This window comes from Enterococcus sp. AZ156, assembly GCF_051714165.1.
GTDB classification, from domain to species: Bacteria; Bacillota; Bacilli; order Lactobacillales; family Enterococcaceae; genus Enterococcus_B; species Enterococcus_B pernyi.
Genome location: NZ_JBIORI010000001.1, coordinates 2,023,549 through 2,037,855, shown reverse-complemented (window position 1 = coordinate 2,037,855; position 14,307 = coordinate 2,023,549). Strand labels below are relative to the sequence as shown.

Here is a 14,307-nt window from a genome sequence, read left to right as displayed (position 1 = left end):
CGCATGACTTTTTCCTTCTTTTCAATTTAAAAAAGCAATTTACGTTAAAGTCAGAGGAGGGGTGACGATGAGTCAGCTTGCAGAATCAAAAGGAATCATCCTTTCTAGTCGCAACTACAAGGAAAAAGATAAATTAGTCAAGATATTTACAGAATCGGCAGGAAAAATGATGTTTTATGTCAAGGGGATCCATCGTCAAAATCAACCGATTGCACCCGCATTGTTGCCTTTTACGGAAGCAATTTATATTGGTCATTTTCATAATGAAGGCTTGTCCTTTGTTAACAGTGTAAAAGATGTCCACTCGTTTCGTAAGATACAAGAAGATATTTTTCTTAGCGGTTACGGGACTTATTTGTTGAACTTAGTGGATGCGGCGATCGAGGATCGGCAATATGATCCGAATCTATTTCAATTCACACACCAAGCATTGCAACGCATGGATCAAGGAGATGACCCAGAGATCATTACGAATATTTTTGAGATTCAATTATTGCAACGTTTCGGGATCTCGCCAGTTTGGACCCACTGTGCAGTGTGTGGAAAGACGCAAGGAAAATTTGATTATTCATCCAAATATGGTGGCGTCTTATGTGAAAATCACTGGGAGTTAGATCATTATCGGTATCACGCGGACCCACGTGCAGTTCACTTCGTACGGCTCTTCTCAGCAATCTCGTATGATCGCATCAGCGGGATCGACCTCAAAGAAGAAACCAAACAAAAGATTCGCCAATTGATTGATCTGTTATATGAAGAATACGTAGGCATCCATTTGAAAAGTAAAAAGTTTATTGATCAAATGAAAAGTTGGGAACATATCATGAAACCGACCAATGAGGCAACGAAGGAAAATCCTGCAGAAGAATGAAAAAATGTTTGAAACAATGGATTTTTTTCAAAAATATTTGACAAAGTACTTGGTTAACGTCTATTATAAAGCCTAGATAGTAACTATTGTTTTTTCAATAGACGAATGTCATTTATAAAGGATATTCAATAATCACATACGTACGATGATCAAGATCAGTAGAAAATCAAGTGGCACAAGCGAGTTCGGGAGAGTGTGAGCCGAATGCTAACGGTTTTTGAAGAGGCACTTGTGAGTACGATCAACGAAGCTGCCGAGTCGCTCGGAAGTAGGGTGGAACCGCGAAGATATTCGTCCCTATGTTTGTTTACGCAAACATAGGGACTTTTTTTGTTACTATTTTTGATTCTTGGTTAAGATGAAAGGGGTAATTATATGAGTAAGAAGCAAACAGTTCAAGAAATGATTTTGACATTACAAAAATTTTGGTCATCGAACGGTTGTATGCTGATGCAAGCATACGATACAGAAAAAGGGGCAGGTACAATGAGCCCTTACACGTTTTTACGAGCAATCGGTCCAGAACCTTGGAATGCCGCTTACGTTGAGCCATCACGTCGACCAGCTGATGGTCGTTATGGTGAGAATCCTAACCGGTTATATCAACACCATCAATTCCAAGTGGTGATGAAGCCATCACCAGAAAATATCCAAGAACTTTACTTGGAAAGCTTGCGTTTGTTAGGGATCGATCCGTTAGAACATGATATCCGCTTTGTTGAGGACAACTGGGAGAACCCTTCGATGGGTTGTGCCGGTGTTGGTTGGGAAGTCTGGTTAGATGGCATGGAAATCACGCAATTTACGTACTTCCAACAAGTCGGCGGTTTGCCATGTAAACCAGTCACTTCAGAAATCACTTATGGGTTAGAGCGCTTAGCTTCTTATATCCAAGAAGTGGAAAGTGTGTATGATCTTGAATGGTCAGCAGGTGTCAAATATGGTGAGATCTTCAAACAGCCTGAATATGAACACTCAAAATATTCATTTGAAGTGAGTGATCAAGAATTATTATTAAGTAATTTTGATCGTTTTGAAAAAGAAGCGAAACGTTGTATTGAAGAAAATCTGGTCCATCCAGCATATGATTACATTTTAAAATGTAGTCACACCTTCAATCTATTAGATGCTCGTGGTGCAGTATCTGTGACTGAACGTGCTGGCTACTTGGCTCGCATTCGTAACATGGCGAAATCTGTGGCGAAAATCTTTGTTGCAGAACGTGAAAAACTTGGATTCCCATTGCTAAATAATCAATCAGAAAATCCAACGACTGTTAAGGAAGGTGAATAAGATGGCAAAGGACTTATTATTAGAAATTGGCTTGGAAGAAATGCCAGCGCATGTTGTGACACCAAGCATGAAACAATTAGAAGAAAAAACAGCAGCGTTTTTAACGGACAATCAATTGACTTACGATGCAATCGAGACATTCTCTACTCCGAGACGTTTGGCGATCAAAGTAACAAATGTACCAGAACGTCAGGCTGACAGTGAAGAAGAAGTGAAGGGACCAGCGAAAAAAATCGCATTAGATGCTGAAGGAAACTGGTCGAAAGCAGCTCAAGGATTTGTTCGTGGGCAAGGATTGACGACAGACGATATCACCTTCCGAGAAATCAAAGGTGTGCAATATGTCTATGTGACGAAATATACTCAAGGAAAACCAGCAATCGAAGTCTTGACAGGATTGATCGATGTGATTAAAAGCATGACATTCCCTGTGACAATGCACTGGTCTTCTTTTGACTTTGAATATATTCGCCCGATTCATTGGATCGTGGCACTATTTGGAGAAGAAGTGATCCCGTTTGAATTTTTAGATGTGAAAACTGGACGTACTTCTCGTGGGCATCGTTTCTTAGGTGAAGATGTGACATTTGCTCATCCAGCAGAATACGAAGAAAAGCTATCTGAACAATTTGTAGTTGCTTCGCCACAAAAGAGAAGAGCAATGATCATGGAACAAGCGACTCAATTATCAACAAAAAATGATTGGCACATCGATTTTGATGAAGACCTACTTGAAGAAGTCAATAATCTAGTGGAGTATCCAACTGTCTTTGCTGGTGATTTTGAAGAAAAATATCTATCTGTACCGGAAGAAGTACTCGTGACTTCCATGAAGGAACACCAACGTTATTTTGATGTTCGAAATGCCGAAGGTCAACTCTTACCACATTTTATCGCTGTACGAAATGGCGATCGTGTGAAGCTAGATAACGTTATTCGTGGGAACCAAAAAGTACTGACTGCGCGTTTAGAAGATGCGGAATTCTTTTACAATGAAGACAAAAAATTCCCAATCGAGCATTATGTCAATAAGTTGAAATCAGTGACTTTCCATGAAAAGATCGGTAGTATTTATGAAAAAATGCAACGTGTGCAAGTGATTGCATCTGTTATCGGTAAATCTGTCGGTTTATCGGGGGAAGAACTAGATGCATTACAACGTGCCGGCGAAATCTATAAGTTTGACCTAGTGACGAACATGGTTGGAGAATTTCCAGAACTTCAAGGAATCATGGGTGAAAAATATGCGTTGTTGCATGGAGAAGATCCAGCGGTTGCGACAGCGATCCGTGAACATTATTTACCGATCGCTAGTGAAGGTGAATTGCCAGAAACGACGATTGGTGCAGTCTTAGCCATTGCCGATAAATTAGATAGTATTTTCTCTTTCTTTACTGTAGGAATGGTGCCAAGTGGTTCAAACGACCCTTACGCATTACGTCGTCAAGCATATGGTATCGTTCGGATCATTGAAGCAAAACAATGGGCTTTCCCATTGGCACAATTACAACAAGAAGTGAATGCTGCAATCAATGAAAATCAAGAGCGTTTCGGGTTAGCTTTCGTTCAAGGAACTGATGTAATCGACTTTATCAAAGGTCGTTTGCGCCAACGATTGATGACAAAAGCCATTCGCCACGATGTGATCGATGCTGTCTTGAATGCGAAGGAAAGTAATTTGACAACCGTTTTTGCAGCTGCACGTCTGTTGAAGGAACGTTTGCAAGATGAAAACTTCAAACCATCGATGGAAGCTTTGACGCGTGTGATGAACCTAGCGAAAAAAGCCGAAAGAACAACGAATGAGATTGATACAAGCCTGTTTGAAAATGAAGCAGAGCAAGCATTGTACGAAGCAGTTGAGAAAGTGAAAGCTCAGTTTGCGGAACGTACACTTAAAGAGAACTATGAGCAATTAGTCAGCTTAAGACCAGTTATCGATCAGTATTTTGATCAAACGATGGTCATGGTCGAAGATGAAGCTGTCCGTAACAACCGTTTAGCACAGTTGCAACAAATTGCTGATATGGCATTAAGTATTGCTAGTCTGGATCAAATCATTACAAAATAAGACGGATCAAGTAAAAGCTTGAAACAAAAAAGGTTTGGGATGCGAACATCCCAAACCTTTTATTTTTTACGTTGCTGTTTACCGGCATTTCGACCGTTAGCATTTTTCTTGGTTGCTTGTGTATTGATTTTTTTCGTTGGTTTCGTCGCTTCTTCAGGTGTCACATCTTTTCGAGGTGTCACGACTTGTTTCGGTGGATTTTGTTTCAATTCTTCTGCGACTTGAGCTTTTAAGCGTGGCTTCATGATCACATTGGTGATAAATGTTTGTAGACAACTAAAGATACCACCGACTACCCAGTAAAGGGTCACTCCTGCAGGAGCACTGATCGACATGAAGACGATCATCGCAGGTGAAACGATCAACATGGTGCGCATCGTTTTTTTCTGTTCTTCAGGAATACCGATCGTTGAGATGTACCCTTGAATTAGGTAAGCAATCCCGGCAATCGCAACTAAGACTAAACTTGGATTTCCTAAGTCGATACCATAAAAAGTCGATTCACGGATACCTTCTGTATAGCGAGCAGTAAAGTACAGCGCTGAGAAGATCGGCATTTGGATCAATAAAGGTAAACAACCGATTCCACCAGTCATACTTAACCCATTTTCGCGATACACTTGTTGCATTTCTGCTTGTGCAGCCATTTGTTCTTCTCGGGTCGTTGCCGCTTTTAGTTTTTCTTGGGCGGCACTGACTTGAGGTTTCAATGCTTGCATTTTTTCAGATTGGATCATTGTCTTTTTCGATTGACTGATTCCTAAAGGTAAAATGATGATTCGTACGATCACAGTCATCAAGATAACAGCCCAACCGTATGACCAGTTGAAATTCTGCACGAGATATGTAATCGCTTGTCCCATAGGTTGTACTAATACGCGATAGACGATTCCAGATGTATCAGGGTTTCCTTCAGCATCCATTCTGACACAACCAGATAAGAAAAGTAAGAGTGTTACAAGACCAGAACCTAGTAACCAATTTTTCCATTTATTCATAAAATACTTCCTCTTTTAAAATTTTTACACAAGCTTAACTATACTAAAAATATGAGAATAATTCAATGAACTTCATAGAAAATTCAAATAATTCCCTTAAGTTTAACCGATCATGGGAAGGACAGGGAAGCGCACATAAAAGAACAGAGAATTGAAACGATCATCTTCCAGTAGATGGCAACAACGACTTTCTTCATATGTGCTTTCAAGAAGAAACATTTAGCCGATCACATCAAATTTCTTTCGTTCTTCCATCATCGGATGTTCTTGCAAGTCGACATATTGGACACGGCCACTGGGACTAGGGGATAGCTTGACTTCTTTGATGAACTGATCGATGGTTTCCTCCTCACCAGCGGCTTCGATCGTCACCGAACCATCTTCTTCGTTTTTAACTGTTCCTGTCACGCCCAATTGATCAGCTACTATTTTTGTCATATAACGAAAACCTACACCTTGGACACGCCCTTGCACATTCATTTTAACTTTTTTCATTTGAAGCACCACTCTTTCCTCTATTTGATAAATTTATGATAACGATTTTTTATAAAACTAACAAGCCCAACGATTGATTCCATGCTATAATAAAGTGAGGTGGAAAACGTGAAAAAAATTCAATCAGCAAAAAATCCTAGAATCAAAGAAATAAAAAAATTACATAAAAAGAAGCACCGCGAAGAAGGACAGGAGTACCTGCTTGAAGGGTTTCACTTGATCGAAGAAGCTGTGAATGCCAAAGTCATACCTAAAGAGATCTTTCTGACAGAACGAGGCTGGTCAGAATGGGGGACATGGGTCGAACAACACGCATTGGATTGCTTTTTAGTCACTGATGAGGTGATGGCGGTGATCTCTGATCTACCAACACCACAAGGAATCGTGGCAGTGATGCCGCTAGAAGTTAGCCAAGTGTCAATAGATACAGGAGGCTGGTTGCTTTTAGACAATGTCCAAGATCCTGGAAATGTCGGAACGATGATCCGAACAGCAGATGCGTTTGGTTTAGCAGGTGTGATCTTAGGGAAAGGCTCAGCTGATATTTATAGCACCAAAGTTTTAAGAAGCATGCAGGGAAGCAATTACCATTTACCAGTTATCTCACAAGAGTTAGACGCGCTCATTCCTGAATTGAAAGAAAAAGGATTTGCGATATACGGAACAGAACTCAATGAAGAAGCTGTTTCTCTTCCAACCGTCGTACCAACAAAAAATTATACGATCATTATGGGAAATGAAGGGCAAGGGGTGCGATCAGAATTATTGGCGCTAACTGATAAAAATATCTACATCCCGATGAATGGCCATGCTGAGTCATTGAATGTCGGCGTAGCTACCGGCATATTGTTGTATCATCTTTCTTCTTGATTAAGGAACTATTAAGCTTTTTGGATTTTTAATCAACCTCACTAGAATATTCCGAACATGAATGATATACTATGTACAATTTCAACGATAAATGAAATTCAAAAAGGTGGCAGATCGAAAATTATGACAGAAAAATGGCGTGAAGACGAAGAATACATGTCTTATATCGAAGATCTATTAGAAACAGAAGCAGTACAAAAATTAGCTGATTATATCCAACATGTACATTCGACAAGATTGGAACACTCAATCAGTGTTTCTTATTACAGTTACAAATTAGCAAAAAAATGGGGTGGAGATGCAAGAGCTACTGCACGTGCAGGACTTTTACATGACCTATTCTATTATGACTGGCGTACAACAAAATTTGATGAAGGCACACATGCGTATGTGCATCCTAGGATCGCTGTGAAAAATGCAGAAAAGATTACTGAACTTTCTGATTTAGAGCGCGACATCATCTTGAAACATATGTGGGGAGCAACGATCGCTCCACCAAAATACAAAGAAAGCTATATTGTGACATTTGTTGACAAGTATTGTGCAGTGAAAGAAGCGGCGCAACCAGTAACGGATACAATGAAACAAAAATGGCAACGATATTTTGGAAAAGAACAGTCGATCTAACTATTTGACCAGCCGAACGGAAACAGTCGAAGGTCCCGATCATGGGAAACCTTTGACTGTTTTTTTTTTGCGAAAGTAGTTGACGAAATAAGATTTATAAGGTTAACTCTTTATTAGTGAATGTACATAGATGAAAAAAGCATAAAGGGGGTGATGATAAGATGCCATACGTATCTTATTTAGCAGAGTTCAAGGACTTCAGTTATTAAGCTAACTTTGTTGAAGGACTCTTTTTTCTTCAAAGTAGCTACTTTTGAAAGAAGAAAGGACTCAAAAAATCATGGAAACAACAATCAAAACGTATCAATATTTCTTTATCAAACGAGAAATCGAGCAACTGTTAAATGTCTATCATTCAGTGAATGATAAAAAAACTGTCGCAACCGTTCAAGCATTAGCCACAGAAAGAATCAATGAGGTAGTAGAAAATGATCCACAAGTAATCGCCTTAGTTGAACCATTTGTGAAGCAAGTTATGGATACAAACTTGAAAAAAGAAAAAGCGACAGAATTGCTCGAACGTTTAAAAGAACATGTTGCGCCATTCAAGCAACCATCAAAAATCCAAGTGGAAAAAATATTCCGAAAAGTAAAAAAGTTGAAACACCCAGATTGGCAAACATTGGATCTTAAAGAGCATACTTATGTGGGCTGGAATGATCCAGGAACACAGAAGAAATATCTGCTTTATTATGCAGATGAGCGGCTACAAGGTGTCCATGGCACACTTTCTCCGACGATCATCAAAGGAGTATGCGCGATTTGCCATAAGACTTCGAGTGTTTCGATGTTTCTTTCCACGACAAAATCAGGATCAGATGGCACGTATACTAAAAAAGGAAATTACATTTGTCATGATAGTGATCAGTGCAATCAGCAACTAGTAAAGCTGGCACCATTTTATGAATTTACAGACATCGTGAAGAAAGAAAAATAGCGCCATTGTTTTTCTTGAGAATGTATGATAAACTTTCTGTAAATGAATAGGTGATGGTGTTCGCCTTTAAATGTCGATCGATAGATGACTAATGACGCCTACTAAAAATCGGAGAATCCGTTTTTTTAGTAGGCTTTTTTTGTGGGGAGGAATAGAAAAATGGATCAACGGTTACTTAGTCCATTCAAAATAGGGACATATATGGTGAAATGGTTAGTGATCACTGCTTGTTTAGGCGTACTAATGGGAGGACTTTCCGCTTTTTTTCTAAATAGCTTAACTGTGGTGACGGATTTACGAGAAGCACATACTTGGTTATTGTATCTATTACCTGTCAGTGGGGCATTATTTGCGTTTCTTTATCAACGATACGGTGGGAATGCTAGTCGTGGGAATAATCTGGTCATTGATCAAGGGAATGGTGGGGAAGAAAAAATCCCGCTCCGATTGATTCCTTTAACGCTTTTCGGTACGATCACGACGCATCTTTTTGGCGGTTCTGTCGGTCGAGAAGGAACAGCAGTCCAAATGGGTGGCGCTTTAGCTGAAAATCTAGCAAGGGGATTAAAATTGAGTCCTATCGAGCGAGAGGTGCTGGTCATCAGTGGGATCAGTGCAGGATTTAGTTCAGTGTTTGGGACACCTTTAGCAGGCACATTGTTTGGACTTGAAGTACTAGCAATCGGAAAGATGCGTACAGAAGCGATCTTTCCCAGCTTTTTTGCTGCTTTATTTGCTAACTTCGTAACCGAAAGGATTGGTGTCACACATATCCTTTATAAGATGGGAGAAATTCCAGGGTGGAGTCCTGCACTCTTTGGCAAACTGATGGTGGCGGGTATCGCTTTTGGGATTATTGGTTGGGTTTTTAGTCGTTCAATCGTCTTTTTGAAAAAGTGGTATCTGAAATGGTTCAAACATCCAATCACTAGAAATTTTATAGGTGGAGGAATTGTCGTAGTTGTGGCAATGATTTTACAAACACAACGCTACTTAGGACTTAGCTTGCCTTTATTGCAAGATGCGTTTGCCGGAAAAGCACATGCCTATGATTTTATCGGTAAGTTAGGATTTACTGTCCTTTCTTTAGGCGCTGGCTATCAAGGTGGGGAAGTGACCCCTTTGTTTGAGATTGGTGCAACTCTAGGGGCAACTTTAGCGCCCATCCTGCATGTTTCGATTCCTTTTCTAGCTGCATTAGGATTTATCGGTGTGTTTTCTGGAGCGACGAATACACCCATTGCTTGTTTTGTCATGGGCATCGAATTATTTGGAGGAGAAGCAGCTAGTTTCTTTTTTATGATTTGTTTGATCAGTTTCATGTGTTCGGGAAATAACGGAATCTATTCCGCACAAAAAGTAATGATCAAAAAAGGGATTTTATTTTTACCAATGAATAATGATCAGAGAGAATAGTTTACTGATTGAAAGAAAAAAAGAAGTTGCATGAAACGCAACTTCTTTTTTTAGGCAATAAGTGTGATCAAAGCTAACAATGCAGTCAGGCCAAGGATGATACCACATACGATCATGTGACGTTTTTTATGCAACATCAAGATCGCGATATATTCTCTAAGAAAAGCATTTGGCAAATAATAAAAGGCTGTTTTTGCACCAATGCCATTGGCTTTTAACTGTGCTTGCTTCGCAAAGAGTCCTGCACGGAAAATGTGGTAATTATTTGAACTGAAAATCGCACGATAAGCGCCACCGCCAGATTCACGATCCATTAATTCTTTGGAGAAACGCATATTTTCTAAAGTGGTTGTTGAATTTGTTTCAACTAAAATGTCCCGCTCCGGAATCCCTTTTTCTAAGGCATAGTTTTTCATGGCAATTGCTTCTGGTAACTTTTCATCTGCACCTTGACCACCAGACATCAAAAGAATCGGTGGATTGAGCGTAGCATGACTCTGGGCCCAATAAAAAGCAATTGCTTTGTCGATCCGTTTGGCTAGGAGGGGAGAAACACGTTCCCCGTTGATCAGGCCTGCGCCTAACACGATAATATAATTCTGGTTGTAACGTGGTCGGTTGAACTGATATAAGAAAGAGACAGTCATAAAATTATAGAAGACAATAAACAGATAAATCAAGATGACTGCTATACCAGAAAGAAGAACATTGATCCACGCTGGTAAGTAGTTGATTAAAAATACAGTGGCAATTAAATATAGCGTTAAGGCAATCCCTAGCAGTAAAGTCAAAAGATTAGCTAGTGAACGTGATTCTCTTTTTAAGACGATGATGCCATTCCAAATGAGAAAGACGACCAAAATATATATGCCAAATAGTAAAATCAAAAAAGCTGGTACTGCAATCAAAGCAAAAATCCCACCAATAAAGATATTCTGCGTCTCAAAAAGTAAGAGTAATAAATAAGCGCCGAAACTAATCAAAAATAAATTGAAGATCAAACCATTCAGTAGTCGCCTTTTTTCGGTAAAGTAAAAAAAAGCAAAGATACTGAAAAAAGCGAGAGGGATCAAGAAATAAAAACTCGCATAAAAAATCTCTAATACAACGAAGTACGTAAGCATCAATGTGAATGTCCAAGTACCACAATAAAAGAATAACGCGGGATCTTTTTGTTTCCTGCGCCAGGTGATGATCCCAACCATCCCTACGATATAGAGAATCGAAAAAATCAAATCTCTTGTTAAATTCATAATACCAACTCCTTTTTCTAATCGTGGAGTCATCACTGCGAATGAAAAGGAAACAGCTGATTAGCAGACTAGTGATGATTATTCAACACGAACTGATAGTGTTACTCGCCCCTCATAGACCAACCCTACAAGTAACAATCTACCATCTACAGTATAACGAAAAATTTGTAAAAATGCTGTTATAAAAAAAAGAAAAAATAGAAAATACATTTATTTTCTGTAAGAAGCAGAAAAATACCCAAACAGTAAAGGTTGATGGCGTCTCGTCGATTCGTGAAGAAGAGCCAGCATTTACTGTTTGGGTAAGGAGTGGATGTAACTATTTGGAATGTTTATTTAGAATAGATTACTGAAAAAATTAGTGACATTGCGCCAGCCGATCACAAAGATATTCGCTTTTTCAACCGAACTAGCAGTGATGATGTCTGTGCTTGGAGAGGCACCATCTTCTAAGTAACCTAATTGATCATCAGCTAAAGTGATAGTGGCTGTGCCAACCTTTGTGCCTCTAACGATCGGTGCTTCAAGTTCATTATCCTTTACTTTTGTCTCATCGATCTTAGGTGTGATCGTCAATTGACCCGTATCCATATCATTTCTGACCCAGACACTGACTGGGCTTTTTAGTACGACATTGACAGAAGTTTCTTTTCCGTTTTTCACATCGATCGATTTGAGTGAAGGAATGCTTGCGTTTGCTTTACCGATTTCTTTGACTGACCAGTTATCATAGCAATAATCCATCAAGCGAGCCGTTTCGGTGAACCGAACGCTTGGGTTTTGCTCATGACCTTCCGCATTCAATATGACTGTAATGATGCGTTTGCCGTCTCGTTCGATGGTACCGACAAAACAAGCACCAGCAAAATCAGTTGTTCCAGTTTTTAGTCCATCAACGCCTTCTTTGAAGTTGATAAAACCTGGAAGCATCCAATTCCAATTGACCATTTCAACCGGCGATTGTGTGTTTTCACCAAACATTTTTGTTGCAGTACTCGTCACTTCTAGTACCTCAGGAAAATCGAGTAACAGGTGACGTGCGATGATCGCTACGTCTTTTGCGGACATTTGATTTTCATCTGCTTCGCCAGTACCTTCTGGACGATTTGCGCCGAGGTAAACATTGTTCAACCCAGAAACATTGACGATCGTTGCATTTTCAATGCCCCATTCTTTTAACTGGTCATTCATGACAGTCAGAAATGCTGTTTCACTACCAGAGATCTTTTCAGCTAAAGCGACCATTGATGCGTTGGCTGATTGGATAAAGGCAGAGTCAAAAAGTTCTTTTACAGTATAGGTATTCTCCTTATGTAAGGGAACATTCGATAAATTAGGTGCAATGCTTAATGTTTCAGCATAATCGGAGATTGCCACTTCATCATCCCAGGATAATTTTCCTTCTTTGACTTGGTCAAGTACGATGTACAACCCGATGATTTTTGAGATTGACGCGATCCCCATTGTTTTTTCTCCGTCTTGGTCGTATAAAATTTTTCCGCTTGTTGCGTCCACAGCAAATGCTGCTTGGGAATTCACAGAAAATGCTTCATCGGCCTGTACGGATAAAGTTGGCAAGAATGATCCTAACGTCAAAAGAAGCGTTGCCAACAGTAAAGCGAAATGTTTTTTCTTAGTGCCCATGTCCAATCCCCTTGTTTTCTAATTTGATTTGCTACAAATTAAAATTTTATCAGAGAGTGTGCGTAGTTTCAATCTTTCTGAAAAAAACTTTAGATAAACCAAACGAACACAAGAGGATAGTTAGCGTTGATTCTTTTTGACTCGTACAGGTTGAGCCTCGGGTTCATTTAGACGAAAGGCAGTGAATACAAATAGAGCAGTCATACATAATAAACTAAATATCATCAATAATTGCATATAAACACCTCGATTTCTACTTTTCTCTATGTTATCAGTTAGGTATGAATAATTTCGCTGTGAAATGTAACGAATCATTGATGAAATTTTGAAGAATAGTTGAAGAAAACAATCCTTAGTCAGAGATGGGATTGTAAACGATTTTTTGTCTAGGGACCATTTTGTTTTATGGATAAAAATGGTTGTGGTAGACTTTAGTTAGTAGTATTGAAGAAATGATTTTTAGGAGGGGTACGTTTATGGCGAAAAAGGATAGAGAGTTACTGTCACAACTGACTTCAGAAGGTGTCAAAGGACCATTTATTACTATTATGCTAAACACTCACGTTGCACATCAAGATGTGGAAAAAGATCAGATCAAATTCAAGAACTTTGCAAAAGAAGCAAAAAAACGTTTTGAAAAGAAATATGCGGAGCATGATTGGTCGAATTTTCAAAAAAAAATCGATCAACTACTAGAAGATGCTTCATTTTGGCGCAGTGCCACTGCGAGTGTCGCGGTGATCTTGTCTCCTGAAAGTACCATTGTTCATCGTTTGAGCATTGCAGTAGATGATCAATATTATGTAAGTGACCTACCTTATTTATTAGCGATCATTAAAAATGGACATTTTAACTACTCGTATTATTTACTGGGATTGAATCGTGATTCAATGAAGCTTTACGAAGTAAGCAACAAACAAGTAAAAGAAGTTGATCTACCCGAAGGAGCACCTACAGATGTGGTGACAGCTTTAGGATCTGAGTTGACAGGTGGAGGTATCAACTACTCGTCAAATGGTAGTGAAGGCTCAACATTCCATGGGGTGAATCCTAAAGACGAAGAAGTTGAAATTGACTGGATCAATTATTACCAAGCGGTCGATGAATTTCTTAAAGACAGCTTGGATAATCCTGAAAAATGGCCTGTGTACTTGTATGCTTTGCCTGAAAATCAAACAATGTTCAAAAAAGTGGCGAAAAACCCTTATTACCGTTCGGATGTGGCGATCTCAGCTTCACCTGCCCAATTATCTTTAAAAGATATCGAAGTAGGTGCGAAGAAACTTTCGGATGAACTGGCAGCGAAGGAAGCAAGTAGCTACAATCAATTGTTAGATAAAAAATTCTTGGATCAACTAGTGGACATCGTGCCAGCAGCGAAAGAGGGAAAGATTTCTCACTTATTTATCGCAACCTCTAATCTGGCTGACGGATTTGGTGAAGACCCAGAAACAGAGTACGACCGTCGACAAGTGTTGAATCAACTAGCTGATGATGTGATCACCAATGGCGGACAAGTCTTTATCTTGGATCAAAAAGATGCGCCTGACGAAAAGAGTTTGACCGCGATATTGCGTTATTAGTCTCTAGGAACAGTACCTAGAACCGATTGATCATTCATTTTATAAGAAAGGAAAAGCCATGTAGATCATTTATTTGATTTCGTGGCTTTTTCTTATTTCTCAGGGGAGAAAGATCAGAAGATCATCAAGTTTAAAAGTGAATTTTTTTTTAAGCGTAAATTAAAAACGTTCGTTTTTTTTGGAGAAATAAGCAAAAGAATGAAAAAAAAAATAAAAAAAGTTCAAAATTTACTAGCTAAACTGTAATTA

The 14,307-nt window shown here is 39.2% G+C and carries 12 protein-coding genes and 1 riboswitch; of the genes, 8 read left to right on the top strand and 4 right to left on the bottom strand.

The genetic code is table 11. The features are described 5' to 3' along the window. Positions 1 to 67 precede the first annotated feature (67 nt). From recO to glyS, 3 genes are all read left to right on the top strand, one after another. Positions 68 to 871 carry a DNA repair protein RecO gene (gene recO / locus IGJ95_RS09645; protein ID WP_023520001.1) on the top strand — a complete coding sequence of 268 codons (804 nt, stop codon included), beginning with the start codon at positions 68 to 70 and terminating at the stop codon, positions 869 to 871. Between the two features lie 375 nt (positions 872 to 1,246). Then, positions 1,247 to 2,164 (top strand): glycine--tRNA ligase subunit alpha, encoded by a 918-nt coding sequence (gene glyQ / locus IGJ95_RS09640; protein WP_010734964.1) that lies wholly within the window; start codon positions 1,247 to 1,249, stop codon positions 2,162 to 2,164. Between the two features lies 1 nt (position 2,165). Further along, complete coding sequence (glyS, locus tag IGJ95_RS09635; protein WP_153830235.1) at positions 2,166 to 4,235, top strand: glycine--tRNA ligase subunit beta; 2,070 nt, start codon at positions 2,166 to 2,168, stop codon at positions 4,233 to 4,235. A 59-nt stretch (positions 4,236 to 4,294) separates the two neighbouring features. Here glyS and yidC read toward each other — a convergent pair whose 3' ends face one another. Beyond that, on the bottom strand, positions 4,295 to 5,233 hold the full coding sequence (gene yidC, locus IGJ95_RS09630) for a membrane protein insertase YidC (RefSeq protein ID WP_010734966.1): 939 nt from the start codon (positions 5,231 to 5,233) through the stop codon (positions 4,295 to 4,297). Positions 5,234 to 5,452: 219 nt separating this feature from the next. Continuing rightward, the gene (locus IGJ95_RS09625) at positions 5,453 to 5,728 is read right to left on the bottom strand and encodes an acylphosphatase (protein WP_023519998.1); all 276 of its coding nucleotides are present in this window, start codon (positions 5,726 to 5,728) and stop codon (positions 5,453 to 5,455) included. A 108-nt stretch (positions 5,729 to 5,836) separates the two neighbouring features. Here IGJ95_RS09625 and IGJ95_RS09620 point away from each other — a divergent pair, with 108 nt between their 5' ends. From IGJ95_RS09620 to IGJ95_RS09605, 4 genes are all read left to right on the top strand, one after another. After that, a complete protein-coding gene (locus IGJ95_RS09620) occupies positions 5,837 to 6,598 on the top strand; it encodes a TrmH family RNA methyltransferase (RefSeq protein WP_062804929.1) in 762 nt (253 codons plus the stop codon). A gap of 123 nt (positions 6,599 to 6,721) precedes the next feature. Continuing rightward, positions 6,722 to 7,225, top strand: coding sequence for an HD domain-containing protein (locus IGJ95_RS09615; protein ID WP_010734969.1), 504 nt, complete (start codon positions 6,722 to 6,724; stop codon positions 7,223 to 7,225). Positions 7,226 to 7,505: 280 nt separating this feature from the next. Then, a complete protein-coding gene (locus IGJ95_RS09610) occupies positions 7,506 to 8,162 on the top strand; it encodes a FusB/FusC family EF-G-binding protein (protein ID WP_010734970.1) in 657 nt (218 codons plus the stop codon). A 40-nt stretch (positions 8,163 to 8,202) separates the two neighbouring features. Beyond that, positions 8,203 to 8,270: riboswitch (Fluoride riboswitch) on the top strand. A 51-nt stretch (positions 8,271 to 8,321) separates the two neighbouring features. Then, positions 8,322 to 9,578, top strand: coding sequence for a voltage-gated chloride channel family protein (locus IGJ95_RS09605; protein WP_153830234.1), 1,257 nt, complete (start codon positions 8,322 to 8,324; stop codon positions 9,576 to 9,578). A 50-nt stretch (positions 9,579 to 9,628) separates the two neighbouring features. Here IGJ95_RS09605 and IGJ95_RS09600 read toward each other — a convergent pair whose 3' ends face one another. Continuing rightward, complete coding sequence (locus IGJ95_RS09600) at positions 9,629 to 10,831, bottom strand: YdcF family protein (protein ID WP_010734972.1); 1,203 nt, start codon at positions 10,829 to 10,831, stop codon at positions 9,629 to 9,631. A 336-nt stretch (positions 10,832 to 11,167) separates the two neighbouring features. Then, on the bottom strand, positions 11,168 to 12,475 hold the full coding sequence (locus IGJ95_RS09595) for a serine hydrolase (RefSeq protein WP_062804932.1): 1,308 nt from the start codon (positions 12,473 to 12,475) through the stop codon (positions 11,168 to 11,170). 476 nt (positions 12,476 to 12,951) lie between these two features. Here IGJ95_RS09595 and IGJ95_RS09590 point away from each other — a divergent pair, with 476 nt between their 5' ends. Continuing rightward, positions 12,952 to 14,058, top strand: coding sequence for a baeRF6 domain-containing protein (locus IGJ95_RS09590; protein ID WP_023519992.1), 1,107 nt, complete (start codon positions 12,952 to 12,954; stop codon positions 14,056 to 14,058). Positions 14,059 to 14,307 lie beyond the last annotated feature (249 nt).